Origin of the sequence: Geodermatophilus amargosae, assembly GCF_900116515.1 — a bacterium.
Lineage (GTDB): Bacteria > Actinomycetota > Actinomycetes > Mycobacteriales > Geodermatophilaceae > Geodermatophilus > Geodermatophilus amargosae.
On sequence record NZ_FPBA01000044.1, the window covers coordinates 1 to 19320 of the forward strand.

The window sequence follows — 19320 nt, forward strand, 5'->3', positions numbered from 1 at the left end:
GTCGACGCCGTGCCGCCGATCCGCGGCCGACGCGGCCGACCCCGCCGGCGACCGCGGGAGCTGTTCGCCGACCGCGGCTACGACCACGACATCTACCGCCGCCAGCTGCGCGCCCGCGGCATCACCCCGCGGATCGCCCGCCGCGGTATCGCGCACGGCTCGGGCCTGGGTAAGCACCGCTGGGTGGTCGAGCGCAGCTTCGCCTGGCTGCACGCCTTCAAGCGGTTGCGCACTCGCTACGAGCGCCGCGGCGACATCCACCTCGGCCTGCTCCAGTTGGCTTGTGCGCTGATCTGCTACCGCCGCTTGCCCTCAATCTGAAACCAGTTTTAAGCTGGAGCGGAGCACCGCCCCGACGACGGTCCGGGTGGCCTCGTCCCGGTCGGGCCACAGGTGTCCGTAGGTGTTCAGCGTGGTGGTCGCCGAGCCGTGTCGAAGCCGGTGCTGCACCGTCTTCACGTCCAGCCCCGAGGCGATCAGCAGCGAGGCGTAGAAGTGCCGCAGGTCGTGGAACCGGAAGTCCTCCGGTAGACCGACCCCCTTCCGTCGGGCCGAGCGAACGGCCCGCTCGATCGCCCAGGTCGACGACGGACCTTGCATTCCGTCGGTGACCACCGTGTGTCCGGGGAACCGGCGCATCACTGCAGCCAGCTGGTCGACGAGTTCGACCGGGATCGGGATGGATTCCCCGGACATCGCCGACTTGAGCGGCGTCCCCGCCGGCCTGCTGGCCTGGGGTGACGACGCCTGCCTCGAGGTCCACGTCGACGACGTTCAGGCCGACCACCTCGGCGGTCCGCAAGCCGGCGAAGGCTCCGAGGAGCACCGCCGGGCGCAAGTGGTCGGCGACGGAGTCGTGCAGGGCGAAGACCTGCTCGGTCGTCGCCACGTAAGGCCTCGCGCGCCCCGCCGGCGGCGAGGTCCGCCGCGAGCACGGCGACCGGACGAGCAGGCCGTCGTGCACCGCATCCGCCATCAGCTGCGACAAGCGGCGGTGCAGTGCGTAGACGTAGGAGTCGGCAGCGCCGGCGGCCTTGAGGCTCGCGGTCCAGCGGCGGACATCGGACGGGCGGACCGATGCGAGCGTCCGGCCCCCGAAGGCGGCCCTGATGTGTGCGAGATGCACAGCGGCCTGCCGCACGGTGGAGGGTCGGCGGGTGCCGTAACCGGCCATCCACTGGTCGCACCACTCCCCCACGGTCAGCTTGGCCGTGGCCGGGTGGATGTGCCGTCCCTCAGCCAACGCCGCGGTCTGCTCGGCCAGCCAACGGGTGGCGTCTGCCTTGCGGCGAAAGGTCCGGGTGATCTGCGTGGCTCCGGCCGCGGGCCGGTATCGAGCCTGCCAGGTCCCGTTCAGCCGCCGATCGACGCTGGCCATGGCGCGCACCTCCCCCACGACGGGCGCTCGGGAGTTGAGCAAGGCACGGCCAGCACGACGTCGAGGCGCATGCCGACCTTCTGTGGAACGGCACGAGCTCGTTGACGGGCTGAGCAGCGCTTGTCGCCGCCGGTTGCTTGACCGCATCCCCCGGCCAAGGGACTACAAGGCTGCAGCCAGCATCTTCAGTACTTCTCCTGTACGCCCCCGGTGGACCGCCACCACAGAAGAGCGCAGCGACTCACCCGACGACCCGGCTTACAGAAGCTGTCCATCGGCCGTCCGGAGCCGCCAGGCGCACGTGCTGCGGTGAGGACCTGCCTGACATCGCGGAGATCCGGCCACCTTCTCGCTGCATTCGGCCCTGGGACGCCGGGGTCTCGTGATGACCTGCGACGAGGGAGATGGGTCGTCGAGGCGGAGCGGGCTGCAACGGCTGCATCGCGGACCAGGTGCCGACCGAGTTGCCTGCCGGTGAGTTCACGTGCGGCGTGGCCGTCACTCGAGGCGGGTGCCCCTCAGGACCCTGGAGAGCCTGACGCCATCGAGGTCGGCCGTCTCGACGCGGATGCGCTGGTAGCCCATGCGTTCCGAACACGGGGACAGCGCGCCATGAGGCGTAGGTGAGGAAACGGACCAGGCCGGCGTCTCGTGCATCGGCAGCCACCTGCGAAAGCAGAGCCCTCGCAACGCCTCGGCAGCCGTAGTCAGGAGAGACGAAGGCCTGGTCGACCTCGCCCGTCTGGAGTCTGCCGACAGGCTTGAGTGAGACACGGCAGAAGCCGGCGACATGGCCGGCGAGGCTTTCGCGGGGATTGACCGCTGATGGACCTGCAGGTCACGGCCGGTCTTGCTGTTGAAAGCCGTCCACCAATGACTACGGATTACTCCCGTCTGTGCGTCGAAACTGCGTCGCGGCAGGCCGATCCCCGTCGGGGTTGCAGGCACGGGGATGTATCGACGGAAGCCGATTCCCATGGGCCGTCACCGGTCACGTCGTAGGACAGGAAGGCCAATATCTAGCGGCGGCGCGCGGCGATGCACCCACGCGCCGTCCCAGGCTCGATCGGGTCGTCTCGGTTCTCTGGCGTCCCCTTATGGAAGACCCATCGAGGACGTCAGTTCCGCCCGCTTCGCGTGTCGAGGAACAGGACCTCCAGCGTCAGGGTGCCCGTCTCATCACCGAACTCAACCAGGGTCCCCTCGCCGCCGATGTCGCGATAGGCGCCCGTCCCGCCGGTCAGGGCGATGGGCTTCGGGTCGGGTCCGGGACTGGTCACGAACTGACCCGTGATGTGGCCGTCGGGAAGCCGGACCACGATGCTGCAGTTGGCCAGGACCTGCGGGGCCAGCGCAACTATGACGCAGGATCCGGCCTCGTCGCCGACCTGCTCGCCATCCCTGAACAGCTGGTCGTGGAAGAGGTTCACGTCGCCGAGCGCAAGAGGGCTGTCCGGCTCCCGCAGGTTGTTCGTGGCGACGAGTGTCTGTGGGCTGAACCGGACGTCGAAGACCAGTGTCTCCGACGCGTCCCGGCGATCATCGTCTGCCCTTGAGACAGCGGAGACCGTGAGCACTGTCGCGAGACCGAAGGCGAGAGCTGAGACGGCAGCGATGAGGACAGTCCTGCGCATGACACCTCCTCCCGTGCTGCGCAGCGGCGGTGCGGCGGTCGGGGTGGGCGGTTGCTGTGGCACAGGCGGCTGCTGCGGCGTGTGGCGCGTCATCGCGGTGATCCTTCGTCAGGAGGTGGGTGGTCTTCGGACGTCGATCGGTTGCCTCGGAGCCCCTCTACCGGCGAACACGCGGGAGGGGGGCGCACCCAGCGGGCGGACTACCGGTCCGCGGCCCGCCGGCTGGCGGAGACGGCCACGACGACGAGAGCGATCCCCGCTGTAGCGACGATCCCGCTGCCGACCAGCACCGCCAGCGAGATGGGGAAGGCGTTCGGCAGTTCCAGTTGCACCTGCACCACGCTGGTCAGCCCGGGGCTCCCGTCGGCGTTCATCACGACGAGCCGGTACTCCCCGTCCTGAACAGGCCAAGCGAGGCCGGCGATGGACTCCGAGGTGTCCGAGACCACCCAGAAGTCCTGTTCGCCCGGCGGCGACGCCGTCGCCGCGCCCGGTTCGCCTGTCACGTCGATGCGGAAGGGATCCACCGAGAAGTCGGTGACCCGGTCGATGGCGACTCCGGACAGGTAGCCGGCGACCGCGTCGGCCGGCCCCACACCGATGAAGACGCCGGACGGGCCGGTGCTGGTGGCCGACAGACGGAGGGACGGCGATCCCGTGATGGCGGCGATGCCGTTGACGTCCTCCATCGCGGCGGCGTCGCTGACCAGCGCGGCCGTGGAGGTGAACACCTAGTGGGAGCCCGAGTCGAGGGTGCCGCTCGAGCCGAAGGTGACGATCACGGCGGCGGCGGCGGCGGCCGCGGCCGCGAGGCCACCCAACACCGCCATGGCCGTCCCCACGACGGTGAGCGTCGTGCGGCGCCGTCGAGGAGGAAGGGGTGTAGGGGGTGGCGGGTCGTACGTGGTGGTCATGACGTTCTCCAGGTTGGGAGTCGAGCCGGCCGCCTCGGCGGGCGACCGGTGAGGACGACAAGGTGGAGGGCTGCCGGGCAGGCCGCGGGAGAGGCCGTCAGGCGTCGCGGCGGGTCAGCGCGACGGCGGCGGCGATCAGAGCGACGACGGCATAGAGGCCGAAGACCCCCAGACCGACCCAGGGCGACAAGGACCCCTCAGGGGAACCGATCCGCATTATCGCGGCACCGGCGTTGTTCGGGAGGTACGGGCCGGTCTCCGGCAGGAGCTGCCCGAGGAGGGGCACCACGAACAGCAGACCGAACAGGGCCGCCATGGCGCCGATCGCGCTGCGCAGCAGCGACCCGAAGGCCACCGCCAGGATCGTGGTGACGGAGAGGTAGAGCGCGGAGCCCACGAGCGCTCGGAGCACTCCCGGGTCACCGAGCGAGGTGGTTCCGTCCGCGGACGACATGACGGCTCGTGCGGTGACGAAGGAGATGAGCGCAGCCGCCAGTGTCGCGACGAAGACCGCGACCGCCGCCACGATGGCCTTGGCCCACAGCACGGGCAGTCGCTTCGGCACGGCGGTGAAGGTCGCCCGGAACAGGCCGGTGCTGTACTCGCTGGTGACGACGAGGACCCCGAGCGCAACGATCAGCACCTGGGTGAAGCTCACGCCGGTGAGCGCGGCCCCGAGCGGGTCCGAGGCGCCACCCGCCCCCTCCGGGGGCGCGTCGGCGAGGGTGGACGTGAGGGCGGAGGACAGGGCCGCCGCGACGATGCTCAGCACGCTGATGACCAGGAGCCAGAGGATCGAGCGCTGGGCTCGCAGTTTGATGCCCTCGGCGGCCAAGACGCGGCGTTGGGTGACACGCGTGCTGGAGGCTCGGCCGACGGCAGCTCCGGTCCCAGGACGGTCGGTGGTGGTGGTCATGCGGCGGCCCTCCCGGGGGCGGTGTGGTCGTGGTCGATGGCCCGGTACTGGACGTCGGGCGCGGTCAGCGCCAGATATGCGTCCTCCAGCGAGGCGTGGACCGGGGTGAGTTCGGTGAGCAGGATTCGGGCCGCGAGCGCGGTCTCGGCGATGTCGGTGCTGGTGCGCCCGGTGATCGACAGGACGTCGGGTTCCGACCGCGTGACAGCCGCGCCCGCTCCCGCGAGGAGGCGGGCGAGTTCTTGGGCCTGCGGGCTACGGACCCGGACCTGTCCGGAGGCGGAGGCGGTCATCTCCTCCATGGACACGTCGGCCAGCAGCCGGCCGCGACCCACGATCACGAGGTGGTCAGCGGTGAGCGCCATCTCGCTCATCAGGTGCGAGGAGACGAACACCGTGCGCCCCTCTCCGGCGAGGCCGCGCAGGAAGCCCCGTATCCAGCGGATGCCGTCGGGGTCCAGCCCGTTGACCGGCTCGTCCAGCAGGACCACCTCCGGGTCGCCCAGGAGGGCGGCGGCGATGCCCAGGCGCTGCGCCATGCCCAGGGAGAAGCCGCCGACGCGCCGATCAGCGGCCTCCTGGAGACCGACCATGGCGACGACCTCGTCCACGCGGCTCCGCGGGATGCCGTTGGTGACGGCCAGAGCGCGCAGGTGCGTGACAGCGGTTCGCCCGGGATGCGCGGCCTTCGCGTCCAGCAAGGCGCCGACCTCACGCATCGGGGCGGGGTGGTCGGCATAGCGCCGTCCGGTGACGAGGACCTCGCCGCTGGTGGGACGGTCCAGCCCGACGATGGTGCGCATCGTCGTGGACTTTCCGGCTCCGTTGGGGCCGAGGAACCCGGTCACCCTCCCGGGCCGCACGGTCACGGTCAGGTCGTCGACCGCGTGGGTACCTCCGTAGACCTTGGTCAGGTTTCGGATCTCGATCATCGTTGCTCCTCCGTCGTCGTGGTCAGCGGACGCCGAGCGCGAGGAGGACGCTAGGAAGACCGGAGGGACGACAGGAGCCTGCGAGCACCACAGTCGGAGGGAGGGCGGCTCCCGTTCCCGGGATGCTGGCTCCCCGGAAGGGGTGCGGGGAGCCCCCGCGCCTATACGGTTCCGCAATGGTCCTGCGGGTGGTCCTCGCCGACGACAACTTCCTGGTCCGCCAGGGGACAGCAGCTCTCCTCGCGGAGGCCGCGGACGTCGACGTCATCGCGTTGGCGGAGGACGGACCGTCACTCGTGCAGACGGTCCGGGCGACTGCCCCGGACGTGGTGCTCACCGACATCCGCATGCCGCCCACGTACACCGACGAGGGTCTGCGCGCGGCGAAGCAGATCCGCCGGGACCACCCCGGCACCGGGGTCGTCGTGCTGTCCCAGTACGCCGAGCCGGCCGACGTCATGGACCTGCTGTCCGGCGGCGTCGCCGGACTGGGCTATCTGCTCAAGGAGCGGATCGCGCGCCTCGACGAGCTGGTGGCCGCACTGCACGCGGTGCGCCGCGGCGGGTCCGCGCTGGATCCGCACGTCGTGGAGGCCCTGGTCATCCGCCGCAGGGACCAGGACCGCTCTCCCCTGGCCGCGCTCTCGGAGCGCGAGCTCGCCGTGCTGCGCGAGATGGCCACCGGCAAGAGCAACGCGGCGATCGCTCGTGCGCTCTACGTCAGCGAGCGCGCCGTGGAGAAGCACACCAATGCGCTGTTCGCGAAGCTCGGGGTGACCGAGGAGCCGGACGTCAACCGCCGAGTGCTCGCCGTGCTCCGGTTCCTCGAAGCGCCCCCACCCGACTGAACCGCGGAGGGGTGCTGGCACCCCCGCCGGATGCGATCGAGGTCCCTGTTCCGGCCGGGCACCCTCCTCCACACTCCTTGCGTGGCCACCGGCGACTGGCGCCCCCGGACCACGGTCGGCGCACGACTCCTCGTCGGCGCATGCCTGACCGGATACGTCCTGGCCGTCTACTGGGTGCTGGTCCTCGGCGGCGGGACGCTGCTCGGGAGCCGGCCCCCGAGCCTGCCGCTGGCCGTGTCGGCGACCGCGGTCGTCGCCGTGACCTTCGAACCGGTTCTCCGGATCCTGTCCCGCCGATGGCTGACCTCGCCGTACGACGTGCTTGCCGAGTTCAGCTCCCAGGTCGTCGGCGTGGCGGCAACGGCAGAGCTGGCGCCCCGGATGGCGCGACTGGTCGCGGAGGCGACCGGCTCCCGCCGGGTGGAGGTGTGGCTGCGCCGTGAGGACTCCGCCGATGAGGACCTCGCCGCGCGCTGGCCCTCGAATGCGGATCCGATCCCTTCCGGACCGGGGGTGCAGCGCCACGAGGTACGACATGCAGGCGAGGCGATCGGCCACATCGTCCGGGACACGGGCGCGGCGTCCGCCCGCCTGACCCCGGTGGAGCAGCGCCTCCTCGACGATCTGCTGGCCTCGGCCGGCCTTGCGTTGCGCAACCTCGTGCTGACGACCGGTCTGCAGCGCCACATCGAGCAGACCGTCGAACGGTCGATCGAGCTGCAGGCCTCCCGGCAACGGATCGTGGCGACCTCCGATGCGGCTCGCCGCCATCTGGAGCGCGACATCCACGACGGAGCGCAGCAGCATCTCGTGGCGCTCACCGTGAACCTCAGCCTCGCGGCCACCCTGGCCGGTCGCGACCCCGTCCGCGCCGCTGCGTTGGTCGCGGATCTGCGGCCGGCTACCGAGGCGGCGGTGGCCACGCTGGAGCAGCTCTCGCGCGGCGTCTACCCGCGGTTGCTGGCCGAAGCGGGACTGGCCGAAGCGATGCGAGCGGCGTGGGCAACCAGCCCCCTGCCGGTGCGAGTGGTGGACCGGACCGACCGGCGGTTCCCCGCGGAGGTGGAGTCGGCCGCGTACTTCTGCTGCCTCGAGGCCGTGCAGAACGCGGTCAAGCACGCCCAGCCGAGGTCGGTGCAGGTGCGGCTGGTGACGACCGACTCGGCTCTGTGCTTCGAGGTGCACGACGACGGCATCGGCTTCGACCCCACCGGCGCCCTTCACGGTGGTGCGGGCCTGGCCAACATGCGGGACCGGGTCGAGTCACTCGGCGGCACGGTGACGGTGGACAGCCGACCCGACGCCGGCACCCGTGTCCGGGGCCGGATACCGATCCGGGCGACGCCGGGCGGATCGGATGGCTGAGCAGAACACCCGGGAGGGCGCCAGGGCCCGCCGGTGGGCCTGGTCGCTGTGCGCGATGACCGTGGCCGTCTCCGCAGGCCAGCTCGCGCTGCTGGCGGCCGGCGGGCTCCCGCTGATGGCGGTGGAGAGCCTCGACGAGCCCTTCCCCACCGTGACGATCGCCGTCGCGATCGGGTCCGTGATCGGCGCCGCGATCGTCGACCGGCATCCTCGTCATCGAGTCGGCTGGCTGATCTGCGCGGGTCAAGCAGGCGCCGCCCTCGGGCTCGCCGCCCAGGCCCTCGCCCTCGCGGTCCTGGTCGGAGAGCTCCCGGTGCCCGCGCCGGTCGGACACGTGGCTGGGTGGATCGGCTCGATGTTCGGGGCCTCCTATGCGTTGACCCTGCTCGGGCTGGTCCTGCTGCTGGTCCCGGACGGGCACCTGCCGTCGCCCCGTTGGTGGCCGATGGCAGTCCTGCTCGTCGGCGGGTTCTGTGTGGCGACCTCCGGCCTGCTCCTCGTGCCTCCGAGCGGTTTCGGTGCGACCGACGCCGTGGAGGCCCCGGCCGTGGCGATCGCGCTCGCCGGAAGCGGCCAGATCACGGTGACGGTGGGCCTGGTGGGCAGTGCGGTGGCGCTCGTCCGGCGGCTCCGCGGTGCACGCGGCGAGCTGCGCCAGCAGCTGCGCTGGATGGGAGCTGCCGCCGTGGCCGTGGCCGTGGCCGTCGCCGTCGTCGTGTTGGACGGCGTCATTCGAGGCGCCGACGCTCCGCAGCGGTGGTATCTGCAGCAGCTGCTCTACCTGAGCTACTTCGCCTTCCAGGTGGCCACCGGATTCGCCGTGCTGCGCTACCGGCTCTACGACATCGACGTAATCATCGGCCGGACGCTGCGGCTGGCTGCGCTGGGCCTGTTCGTCACCGCCGGTTACGTGAGCGCGGTGGTCGCCCTCGGTTCCCTGCTCGCCGGCTCGACGGCGGGGTTGTGGCCCTCGCTGGCGGCCTACGTCCTCGTCGCGCTCGCCTTCCAGCCGCTGCGCCGGCAGGTGGACCGCTTCGCCGACCGGGTGGTCTACGGGCACCGCGCCGCGCCGTACGACAACCTCGCCGCGCTCAGCCGCCAGTTGGCGGCCGGCGGCTTGTCCGACCGCGAGCTGCTGGAGCTCGCGGCGCGGTGCGGTGCCCTGGCCGTCGGAGCCTCCACCGCCCGCGCGAGCGTCTCACTCGCGGCGGGTGCTGACGTCAGCGCCAGCTGGCCTGCGGACGGCGGACGCCCGGCCGATACGGCCGTCCCGGTCATCGACCACGGGGAGGTCATCGGCCGGATCGAACTGGGGCTGCGGCCCGGGCACGCGCTCACCCGCGGACAGCGCCGGCTGCTCGATGAACTCGCCACCCAGCTCACGCTCGTCTTCCGCAACATGCGCCTCACCGCCGCTCTGCACCGGCGTGCCGAGGAGGTGACCTCCCACCGGGCCGAGCTGGAGGCATCGCGCCGACGGCTGCTGACCGCCGCTGACACCGAGCGCCAACGGGTGGCCGCGGCGATCCGCGCCGAGGTCGCCGTCCACCTCGATCCGCTGCCCACCGCCCTGACCGACGTGGAGCGCCGCCTGGCCCGGGACCCGACCGGCGCACCGCCGAGGCTCCACCAGCTGCAGGAGTCCGTGACCCGGGCGATCGAGGCGCTGCGCGGCATCACCGCCGGAGTGCTGCCACCGTTGCTCGCCCGACGCGGCCTGGCCGCCGCCGTCCGGGCACATGTCTCCCGCACCTCATCCGAGGCGACCCTGTCCATCGGGAACGATCTCCCCGAGGGCATCGACCCGTCGGTGGAGGCCGCTGCGTACCTGTTCGTCGTCCAGGCGCTCACCGTCGTCGGGCCCGGGTCACGGGTGGGCATCACCTCCGCGGACGGCCGTCTCAGGCTGTCGGTCCGCGGCAGGGGACCCGACCGCACGCCCGACCGGCAACTGGTCCTCGACCGGGTGCAGGCCGTTGGCGGTCAACTTGAGGAGGAAAACGGCTCCGAGGGGTTCGTGGAGTTCCGAGCCGTGCTGCCGCTCGACCCGAGCGCCCAGGCAGCGGTGAGCGGATCCGGCCCGAAGACCGACTTCTTGATGTAGGCCACGGCTCCGCATGAGCGGGCCCCGTCGCCGAACTCGTCCTCGTCGTGGGTGGACACCAGAACCACGAGCGGAGGGCGGGACAGCGTCGAGAGGCGGCGCGTCGCCTCCATGCCGTCGATCCCGGGCAGCCCCACGTCCATGAGCACCAAGTCCGGGTGCAGCGCCCGTACCGCCGTGAGACAGCTCTCCCCCGACTCAGCCGTGCCCACGACGACGAACGGGTCAGTCAGATCCACGACGGCGGCCGCGGCTTGCCGGAAGGGCTCCTGGTCGTCGACGATGAGCACCCGTACCTGGGCCACCAAACCATCACCTCGCCGGCCAGTCTCCTCCACGTCGGCCGGGCACGCCCTCGTGCCGCCCACATGCGCCGGGGATGCCAGCCCCACCTCTGTCGTACGACCACCCGGTCCGTTCGGGCCGCAGGAGGCGACGGCCCTACAGACACATCGGTGGCCGGTGCGGCCGCCAACGGTCATCCCCGAACGTCTCATATACCGTGTGCGTAGTGAGTTAGGCCGCAGCCCTTGGCCGAACTCGGCCTCGCTCGGGTCACTGCCAGCACGACGTAGACGGCCGAACGACATGACGCCGTCGACCATGCACCAGACGGCCGGGCGAGCGACCACCGGCCGGAGCGGCCAGGACGCCGCAGCCAAGGCCGGTGAATCAGACGGTACTGCCCAGTCCCGCGCCGGCGGTGACCAGCCACCACTGGGCGTCGTAGGTGAGGCAGCCAAGGCGGTCAGGACCAACCCTCGCCCTGATCGACACTGAGTGCACTGGAGAAGACCGGGATCAGGAGGCACACACCTCTTGCACTAGCCGGCTGCCAATTCGTCGGACGGTTTCCAGGAGGTTGTCCCGGACGCTGAAGCCATGGCAGCTGGAAGAAGCGCCGGCGATAAGGCACACCGGCAGGAGGCCGAGCGACAGCGTCGGGAGCGCGCCTCACGAAGGAGCAGCGAGACGTCCGCTGAGTCCGATGCTTCGCCGCACGCGTCCTCGGCTGGTGAGGCGCGACATGCGGCGGCGACGTCGTGCGCCTGGTGCGGCGGTGCGATCACGCCACGGTCCCGAGGGCCCATTCCGAAGTGGTGCTCGGTCGGCTGCCGGCGCCGGGCCTGGGAACAGGGCCGCGCGGCCGCGTCCGGCCGCTGCGCGGTCGAGGTCGTCGAGCACCGGGTCGAGGTCCGTGTGCCGGCCACGCCCACCCGTCGGGACTGGGTGCGGCTGCTAGGCGAGCTGGCCGCGCAGGTCGACGACGGGCGGATCTATGACCGGGATGTCTCTTCTGTGGCGGCAGCGCTGACTGAGGTCGTGACGGCCCTCGAGCGCCGGAGGCCCTTCCTCGGGTAGCGGACCGCCGGCGAGTCACGCGAGGGCAGTGATGACGAGCAGGACACACCAACGAGAACGCTTAGTCCCCCACCAGCCGGCCAGGCGGTCGTGTCCCTAAGCGGCCCACTATGGGACAGCCGCCGCCAGGAACCACCCGGAGATGGGTTGCGGGCAAGTGTCCTGGCCGCCGTCCCTCGCCTCGGGCGTGCGGATCGACTCGGGCGTCTCGCTCAGTTCTGCCGACTGTCCTGACCGGTGACGCCGTCGACGATCGCTTGGGCGATGTCCCTCAGCTTGCGGTTGGACCGCTGGGAGGCGGCCGCGAGCAGGGTGAAGGCCTCTGTGGCGTCGCAGCGTCGTTGGCTCATCAGGATGCCCTTGGCCTGTTCGATGACGGCCCGGGTGCGCATCGCGATGTCCAGGTTCTGGGCGAGCTCGCGGGTGCTCTCGTAGAGGTGCATGTTGTGCACCGCCACGGCGGCGTAGGAGGCGAAGGTGGTGGCGACCTCTCGGGCGTCATCGAAGGCGCCTGCCTCGACCGCGTACAGGTTGAGCCCGCCATGGAGGCCCTCGCGTATCGGCACGGGAGCGGAGAGCGAGCTCAGCGAGCCGCGTTCGACGGCAATCCGGGCGTACCCGGGCCAGCGTGCCTCGGTGCGGGCGTCTGTGATCTCCCGGATCTCCTCGCCGACGGCGGCTTCAAGGCAGGGGCCGTAGCCGCGGCCGTACTGCGTCTCGTCCAGGTCGCGGGCGAGCCGGCCGGTGTAGGCGGCGGTGTCTGCCTTGTCGTTGGCGATCAGGGTGACCGAGGCTTCCGCCACGCCGGGGATAATCTGTTTGGCGAGTTCGGCGATCCGCTGCAGCATCGCCTCCATCGATGTGTTGTCGAAGGAGAGCCGAGCGAGTTCGGTGATCGCGTCACGCGGGTCGAGGAGCGGTCGGTCAGCATGCTGATCTGTGGTCATCGTGCCTGACCCGTCTGCTGGGCCGACGGCGAGAGGCTATCGACGAGGGAGCTGCGCACCCTCGGACAGCCGAAGGCGGCTGAGTCGGGTTCGTGGCGAAACCGGCGGAGCCTGGCCCGGGGAGGTCGGATCCGACGACGAGGCGTAGCGGAACACTACAGGCTCCGCCCTCCATGCGAGGCCCGACGGCGCCCCATCCGGGTGTTGGGGACGGCCAATCCAGGGACACCGCGGCAGCGGCGGAGCGCGCCCTGCCGCGGCGGTCGCGGGGTCCGTCCTTCGCATTGTGTTGGCGGGCGGAGGCTCGTTCAGCGCGTGATCGCCGGGGCCCCCGCCGCGACCCCGCCGCGAGTAGGTTCCGCCCATGACGGCCACCCCGGACGACGCCGACGGAGCTGCCGACTCCACGCAGAACCTGGGCGACACGATGAGCCGTGTGGCCCGGCATCTGCAGGAGGAGCACGGCGACGTCGAGGGCACTCTGCAGGCGATCACCGCGACGGCAGTGAGGGTCGTGCCGAACGCGGAGGAGTGCAGTATCAGCTACGTGATCGGCCGGTCGAAGATCGAGCCCCGGGCGTCGACCAGCGACCTGCCCCGGGAGGTCGACGCCCTGCAGGAGCGGATCAAGGAAGGCCCGTGCATGGACGCGGTCTGGGAGCAGCAGGTCGTCCGGGTCGACGACGTGGGCGCCGACGACCGCTGGCCGCAGTTCGCACGGCAGGCCTCGGAGCTCGGCGTGGGCAGCATGATGTGCTTCCAGCTGTTCGTGCAGGGGGACCAACTGGGCGGAATGAACCTGTACGCGCACACGCCGGGAGCCTTCGACGACGAGTGCCAGGAAATCGGCCTCATGTTCGCCGCCCACGCCGCGGTGGCCGTGGCCGGCGCGGAGCACGAGGAGCATCTGCGCGCCGGGATGACCAACCGGGATGTCATCGGGCAGGCGAAGGGCATCCTGATGGAGCGGCACAAGCTCACCGCCGACCAGGCCTTCGGGGTCCTCGCCCGCGTCTCCCAGGAGCTCAACCGCAAACTGGTCGACATCGCCCGCGAGGTCACCGAGACCGGAGCCGTCCCTGGCGGCAACACCCGCCACAACTGAGACCGCCGTGCGGCCGCCGCTGGTCAACGCCAGGGGATGCCTTAGCGGCTTCCGGGATCCGGGTCCGTCATGACCCGCTGGACGTGTCCCATAGGCCGCCTTCAGGGACAGCAGAGGCACTCATGGACGCCCACACGGTCGGGCCCAGTCAGTGCGTTGGGGCCACAGCCCGCCGCCAGTCCGCAACTAGTCCGCAGGACGACCGTCCGGGTCACATCAGCGCCACCCACAACTAACGTTGAAACCGCAGGTCAGAGCCGCACTGGAGTCCTTTGGCGCTGGTTAGGGCGGACCCCGAAATCTGGACGACCTTGACGTCTAGCCCGCTGCCGATGAGCAGCGACGCGAGATAGTGCCGCAGGTCGTGGAATCGGAACTCCTCCGGCAGCCCGGCGACCTTCGGCCTCGCCGAACGGATGGCCCGCTCGATCGCCCACGTGGACGTCTGACGGCCGGTGCCGTCGGTGACGACGTAGGGACCGCCCCAGCGCGTGACCGCTGCCGACAGTTTGAGCGCGAGCTCCTGCGGGATCGGCAACAGCGTCCGGGACGTCTCCGTCTTCAGCGGCTCGCCGTTGCCTTGCTGTTCGGGCCGGACGACACCGCGCAGGAAGTCGATGTCCCGGACGCGCAGCCCGACGGCTTCGGCCGTACGCAGTCCGACGAACGCGCCCAGCAGAATCGCCGGTCGCAGGTGCACGGGCACCGCGTCATGCAGCGCCCACACCTGCTCCGTCGTGGCGACGTAGGGCCGCTGGACACCGGCCTTGGGCGACGTGCGCCGTGAGCAGGGATTGCGCGCGAGGAGCCCATCGTGCACGGCGTCGCTCAAGATCTGTGACAGCCGCGAATGCAGCGCGTACACGTAACTGTCGGCCAGGCCGTCGGTCTTGAGCTTCACCGTCCAGGAGCGCACGGCTGAGGGCCGCACGGCCGACAGCGGCATCGGCCCGAAGGCCGTGACGATCTGGGCGACGTGCACCTGTGCCTGCCGCACTGTTCGAGGGCGCCGGGTTGCGTAGCCGGCGAGCCACGTTCCGCACCAGTCGGCCACCGTCGTCCGGGCGGTCTTCGGGTCGACATAGGTGCCGGTCACCTGGCTGGCCGTGACCTCGTCGAGCCACCGTTGCGCTTTGGACTTCTCCTTATCGGCGGCGGAGATGTGGGACGCAACCGGTGCGGAGCGGTCAACCGTCTCCTCAGGCCTACGCGCCGGTCGCCCGCGAGTGCCCAGTGGGTGACTGGAGAAAATGCCGCCCCTTCTAGTCAAGCGCGACGGGCTGGTCCTGGTCGTGCTGGCTGTCGATCCAAGCGTGGAGGTCGTTGCGGCGGTAGAGGACCCGGCGACCGAGGCGGAAGCTGATAGGTCCGGTGCCGATATGGCGCCAGTACCGGAGGGTGGCGACGGGGGCGCGGAGGGGCTCGGCGGCTTCGGTGATGGTGAGCAGTTCGAGCTCGCGGTTGGTGGCGTGGTCGGTCATGACTGACTCCGGTCTGGTTGGGGTGCTCCGGTACTGGGAGAAGGCGCCGATCCGGAGCTGGTGGTGACAGCCGACAGCCAGCTCGTGCAGAAATCCTCCAGTCGCAGCCCTCGAGGCGGCTCTGGAGCCGAACCGCCGGCCGAAGGAGCCGCGTCATCGCCCGATACCTGGCGCGGCACTCCGCGGGGCCAGGGAGGGCCCACGGCGTTCGTACTCGGGACGGGGGACGCCGGGTGCTGGGATAGGCCGCCGGGTGGGGGCGTAGCGGTCGGCTTCGCGGGCAGCGAGTCCGGCGGCGTGGCGGGGGCCGAGGTCGGCCCGGTCGCGGCCGAAAGCGGCGATCCACTGCTCGCGGGCCTGGTCGGCGTCGGCGGCGATGAGGTGGGCGGTGTTAGCGGCGCGGCCGCGGGTCATGCCGACGTAGGCCGCGGCGGCGCCGTTGGACTCGCCGAGCAGCAGGTGCGCGGCGCCGACGGTAGCCCCCTGGACGCCGTACACGGTGGCGGCGTAGGCCAGCTCGACGTGGTCGCTGACGTAGTCGGTGGGCAGCACCCGGACGTCCGGGGCGCCCGCTGGGGTGACTCACCGGCCGGGACGTCACCTCCGCCAGCGGTATAGGGGGTGACGTGCAGTCCGCTTCGCCCGTCGATCGCGGTGACGGTCCAGGTGTCGCGGTTGGCGACGTCCAGGTCGCGGTCGTTACGGCGGGTGGCGATCCGGTCGCCGGCACCGATCCGCTGCCCGGTCCGGATGGTCACGACGTTGGTGTTGTCGACCCGGCCGGCGGCGACCAACCGGGCCCTCACCGCCGCGTTGAGCGCGTCGACCTGCTCGAGGGTGTTGGCCACCAGCGCGACGTCGGCGCTCGGACTGTTAGCCGCAACCTCGGCGAGCGCGTCCCGCAACGCCTCGGTATCGGTATGCAGCCGGATCTGGTTGCGGGCGAGGAGGGCGTCGAACACCGCCCCCGAATCGTTGCCGCGCCGCATCGCCAGGGTCAGCGCAGCGTACTCGTCGTCCCGGACCGTGACGCCGTCGGCGTTGGTACGGATGAACACGCGCACGGACTCCAGGTTCAGGCACGCACCGGGGTCGACCCGGTCGGCGGCCGCGGCGGCGAGGTCCAGCACGCCGCCCCGGCCGACGGCGGCCAGCTGGTGCCGGTCGCCCAGCAGCGCCAGCCGCGCCTGGCACTCGTCGGCGACGACCAGCAGGGCCCGGGCGGTGTCTTGGTCGAGCATCCCGGCCTCGTCGATGACCAGCAGGTCGCCGGGTCATAACCAGGCAATCTTCGGGCCGGCGTAGGGGTGGCCGGTGCGCGGGTCGAGCTGCCCTTCGGTGAGCCGGGTTCAGTCGCCGGCGGAGGTCCAGCGCCAGCCGTACTGATGGGCCGGCCACGCCGCCGACCCGGCGGCCGCGCCGGTCTCGGTGCGGGCGACCTTGGCCGCCTTCAGCGTCGGGGTGACCACCGCCAGCCCGCGGTCCTGCAGCCGCAGGACGGCGCGGGTGGCGGCCAGCGTGGTGGTTTTCCCGGCCCCGGCCGCGCCCTCCAAGATCACCATCCGGCGGTCGCCGGTCAGCAGCGCGACAGCGGCGGCCTGACCGTCATCCAGCCCGCCGACTAGCCACGCGGGCAGCCGCTCATGCTGGGATTCCGGCAGCAGCGGCTGCCCGGCGCGGGCGGTGAACCGGGCGGTCAGGTCGGCCTCGACGTCGAGCACCGGGCGGGAGGTCAAGGACCGGATGTGCTCGGGCACCCCGTCGCGCTCGAGCAGCGGCACGCACCGGCCGAGGGTGCGGGCGGTGAGGTCCTCGGCCAGCTCAAGGCGCACCGCCGCCTCGGCCACGATGCCGTCGGCGGCGAGCAACTGCTCCACCTCACCGCGGATGTCCGCGGTGTTCCACGCCGACCGGGCGGCCGCGAGCCGGGTCAGGACCCGGTCGGCGGCGGCGGTGCGGTCCAGCGCCCCGCCCGGCATTGGCGTCAGGGCCACCGGGTGGGCCGGATCGCGGTAGCCCAGCCCGGCGAGCTCGGCCCGCCAGCGGTCCTCCAGTACCTCGCCCCAGCGGGGGTGGACCTTGTCGGGGCGACCGTCAACCCAGGCCCGCGCCTCCCACCCCCGCCGCAACGTCGGCCCAGCCAGTTCGCCGGGATGCGCCTGCATCCATTCCCGTTCGTAGCGGCCGATGTTGGCGGCGATCTGCGCCGCCCGCGCACTCATCGGACCCACGTAGGCGGCGAGCTGCAGTAGTTCTCCAGTGTCGTCGGCAGTGAATCCGTGGGCGGCCCAGGCGGCCCGCGGATGTGGGTCGGTGGCCATCGCGGCGTGCCCGATCCCGTTGATCGCCGCAAGCGAGTCGCGAATGGCGACGGTATGCAGCCCCCGCCACTTCCCGGCGGCGAACACCCGGGCGAGCAGCTGCAGGTGCACATGCCGGTGCGGATCCCCGGCGCGGGAGGTGTGGTGCCGCACCGCTGTGGCCTCCAGTGCCTCCACCGGCACCTGCACCTGGCCCCCGCGGGGTCCGACCCGGGTGGTCCCGTGCTCGGACAGCCACGCGAGGATCTGCTCGACCGCCCGGTCCTGCGCCGCGTCATACGCGGCGGCGATGTCCGGATGCAACGCCGCCGCTAGCGACCACGACTTCGGCCCGTTGACGACTACCTCGACGAACCGCACCGCGCGGTCGTCGGTGCGCAGCCGGCCCCGCGGCTCACCGGTGGCCGGATCGGAGCCGGCCACCCATGTCTCGTAGGCGTCGCCGGACAGCGGAGCGAACTGCCGGACCTGCCCTCCGCTCGCTGCGTAGCGGCGGGCGATCCCGGTCCCCTCGGCGAGGTAGTAATCATCCGCCCGCCCGCGACCCATCTCCACGTAGCAGCGGGCAGCGGTCGGCGCCCCGGTGTAGATCTTCATTCCGCCGCGCATTTGTCAACGCCACCCAGTAATGGCCAACATGTCACCCCTAGAGATGCCGAAGGGCCCCGCGGAGCGGGGCCCGAGCTACCTCCATTGGTAGCATGCGTGCCGTTCTGACGTAAAGGCTTGATGGTTATCGGGAAAAGTTGACTGTCATGCGCGGCGAGTCGTCGCAGATGCCATTTTGTTGATCGTCTATGGCGATTGTCGACTACAACAGGAGCTGCTAACCAGCTCAGTCGTCGAATGACGACGGTAAGGCTCCGTGGCTAGGCTTCGCGGTCACGCAGCCAGCTCGGCGACGCGTGGCGTGGGTGCCTGGCGAGTGGGCTGACGGCGCAGCCCGGCCTGCCCCGAGGGAGTCCCAATTGTCCTACCCATGCGGGCTGGCTAACCGGGCGGGACTTACGGGACGACGACCGAGGGCACGTGTTCCGCTCGGCGATTTTCCCAGTTGAGGTTCCTCTTGCGATACCAAGCGCCGACCGAAGCTGCAGGCCGGGACCGCGTCGAGGCGGTGCTCCGGGCCCGATGGTCGGGACGGTAGGGACGGGCGCGCCGGCCAGGTCGCAGGCTGCTGCTGCGGCTGCGGCTGTCCAGTCGCTCGGCGATGGCCTCGTTGAAGCATCTCCTCGCGGGGGCGGCGGGGACACCGAGGGCCTCGGCGATCTGCTCCCAGCTCGCGCCGCCGCGCAGGGCCGCGCGGATGCCGATCAGCTGGCTGTCGTGCGCCTTCCGGAAGACCACTTCTCGCTCAGGGTGAGCAGCTTGAGCGCCTTATAGGTGTCCAGCGAGGTGTCGCGGAACGATGCCCAGCCGTTCTCGCCGTCGTCATTGACCCGTGTTGAGGGCGGTGTTGCCGGTGTCGCGGCGACTGAGCAAGTCAAGCGAGTGGCAGTGGCGAACGAGACCTCCGCTGCCAGGGCCTCGGGGGTCATGGTCGAAGCCCTCCCCGCCCGAGACGCCGGGCCAAACTCGTGCACCGGTGACGCCTGCAACAGGCCGTAACCGGGCACGGCCTACGGAACGGGCACGCGGACGCACGGAGGGCCCACACCCCGATGAGCGGGACGTGGACCCTCCGAGTGTCCTGCGGGATCAGGCGTCGACGCCCACGGCCTCCTTGGCGAGCGAGGCGAGCTGGGTCTGCGCGGCGCTGACCACGTTCACCCGGCTCTTGTGGGTCTCCTCGTAGCGAATGATCACGCGGATGTCGTGCGACTCCTTGAGGTCCTTGATGGCCTTCACGGCGTCGCCGACGGCGAGCTGGTCGAAGTTCTTGATCGGCAGCTCGTCGGCGGAGACATCACCGAGCTCCTCGCGGGCGGTCCGGGCAGCCTTGGCGGCGTCCTTGTTGCCCTCGCGGCGGGCGATCTGCTCGGCGCGACGCAGCGAGGCGCTGCGGCCGGCGGT

General features: G+C 71.2%; 15 protein-coding genes and 3 pseudogenes. 4 read left to right on the forward strand and 14 right to left on the reverse strand.

Translation table 11 applies throughout. The features are described from left to right. A partial coding sequence (locus tag BM414_RS27325; RefSeq protein ID WP_139246097.1) for a transposase occupies positions 1–321 on the forward strand: 321 nt, incomplete at its 5' end. On the opposite strand, the gene BM414_RS30445 is transcribed toward BM414_RS27325, so the two are convergent. The 7 genes and pseudogenes from BM414_RS30445 to BM414_RS27355 form a co-directional block, all read right to left on the reverse strand. Then, complete coding sequence (locus BM414_RS30445) at positions 313–696, reverse strand: tyrosine-type recombinase/integrase (RefSeq protein ID WP_217644958.1); 384 nt, start codon at positions 694–696, stop codon at positions 313–315. The genes BM414_RS27325 and BM414_RS30445 overlap by 9 nt on opposite strands. Positions 697–1619: 923 nt before the next feature. After that, positions 1620–2162 (reverse strand): annotated as a pseudogene (locus BM414_RS31980) (GNAT family N-acetyltransferase); the annotation flags it as partial. A gap of 334 nt (positions 2163–2496) precedes the next feature. Continuing rightward, positions 2497–3012: an allene oxide cyclase barrel-like domain-containing protein gene (locus BM414_RS27340; protein WP_093585024.1), complete on the reverse strand. Its 516-nt coding sequence runs from the start codon at positions 3010–3012 to the stop codon at positions 2497–2499. Between the two features lie 200 nt (positions 3013–3212). Next, a complete protein-coding gene (locus tag BM414_RS27345; RefSeq protein WP_093585026.1) occupies positions 3213–3743 on the reverse strand; it encodes a hypothetical protein in 531 nt (176 codons plus the stop codon). Then, on the reverse strand, positions 3744–3926 hold the full coding sequence (locus tag BM414_RS28880) for a hypothetical protein (protein ID WP_139246099.1): 183 nt from the start codon (positions 3924–3926) through the stop codon (positions 3744–3746). Positions 3927–4023: 97 nt separating this feature from the next. Continuing rightward, positions 4024–4761 carry an ABC transporter permease gene (locus BM414_RS27350; protein WP_139246101.1) on the reverse strand — a complete coding sequence of 246 codons (738 nt, stop codon included), beginning with the start codon at positions 4759–4761 and terminating at the stop codon, positions 4024–4026. 77 nt (positions 4762–4838) lie between these two features. After that, positions 4839–5774 carry an ABC transporter ATP-binding protein gene (locus tag BM414_RS27355; protein WP_093585032.1) on the reverse strand — a complete coding sequence of 312 codons (936 nt, stop codon included), beginning with the start codon at positions 5772–5774 and terminating at the stop codon, positions 4839–4841. A 176-nt stretch (positions 5775–5950) separates the two neighbouring features. On the opposite strand from BM414_RS27355, the gene BM414_RS27360 reads away from it, so the two are divergent. After that, positions 5951–6622, forward strand: a complete 672-nt coding sequence (locus BM414_RS27360; protein ID WP_093585035.1) for a response regulator transcription factor — start codon at positions 5951–5953, stop codon at positions 6620–6622. Between the two features lie 81 nt (positions 6623–6703). Further along, the gene (locus BM414_RS27365; protein ID WP_175551872.1) at positions 6704–7987 is read left to right on the forward strand and encodes a sensor histidine kinase; all 1284 of its coding nucleotides are present in this window, start codon (positions 6704–6706) and stop codon (positions 7985–7987) included. Between the two features lie 1983 nt (positions 7988–9970). Here BM414_RS27365 and BM414_RS29895 read toward each other — a convergent pair. Both BM414_RS29895 and BM414_RS27375 read right to left on the reverse strand, forming a co-directional pair. Then, complete coding sequence (locus BM414_RS29895) at positions 9971–10396, reverse strand: response regulator (RefSeq protein ID WP_175551873.1); 426 nt, start codon at positions 10394–10396, stop codon at positions 9971–9973. A 1269-nt stretch (positions 10397–11665) separates the two neighbouring features. Beyond that, a complete protein-coding gene (locus BM414_RS27375; protein ID WP_093585043.1) occupies positions 11666–12400 on the reverse strand; it encodes a GAF and ANTAR domain-containing protein in 735 nt (244 codons plus the stop codon). A gap of 364 nt (positions 12401–12764) precedes the next feature. Between BM414_RS27375 and BM414_RS27380 the strand changes: the two genes are divergently transcribed. Then, entirely contained in the window at positions 12765–13505 is a 741-nt protein-coding gene (locus BM414_RS27380; protein WP_093585046.1) for a GAF and ANTAR domain-containing protein, read from the forward strand. A gap of 232 nt (positions 13506–13737) precedes the next feature. Here the strand turns inward: BM414_RS27380 and BM414_RS27385 are convergent, their stop codons facing one another. The 5 genes and pseudogenes from BM414_RS27385 to BM414_RS27405 form a co-directional block, all read right to left on the reverse strand. Next, positions 13738–14601, reverse strand: coding sequence for a site-specific integrase (locus BM414_RS27385; protein WP_245785031.1), 864 nt, complete (start codon positions 14599–14601; stop codon positions 13738–13740). A gap of 166 nt (positions 14602–14767) precedes the next feature. Continuing rightward, complete coding sequence (locus tag BM414_RS27390) at positions 14768–14986, reverse strand: helix-turn-helix transcriptional regulator (RefSeq protein WP_093585052.1); 219 nt, start codon at positions 14984–14986, stop codon at positions 14768–14770. Between the two features lie 249 nt (positions 14987–15235). Further along, positions 15236–17904 (reverse strand): annotated as a pseudogene (gene mobF, locus BM414_RS27395) (MobF family relaxase); the annotation flags it as partial. Positions 17905–18620: 716 nt separating this feature from the next. Beyond that, on the reverse strand, positions 18621–18845 hold the full coding sequence (locus BM414_RS29900) for a hypothetical protein (RefSeq protein ID WP_175551874.1): 225 nt from the start codon (positions 18843–18845) through the stop codon (positions 18621–18623). A gap of 160 nt (positions 18846–19005) precedes the next feature. Beyond that, a pseudogene (locus tag BM414_RS27405) lies at positions 19006–19320 on the reverse strand (ferritin-like domain-containing protein); the annotation flags it as partial.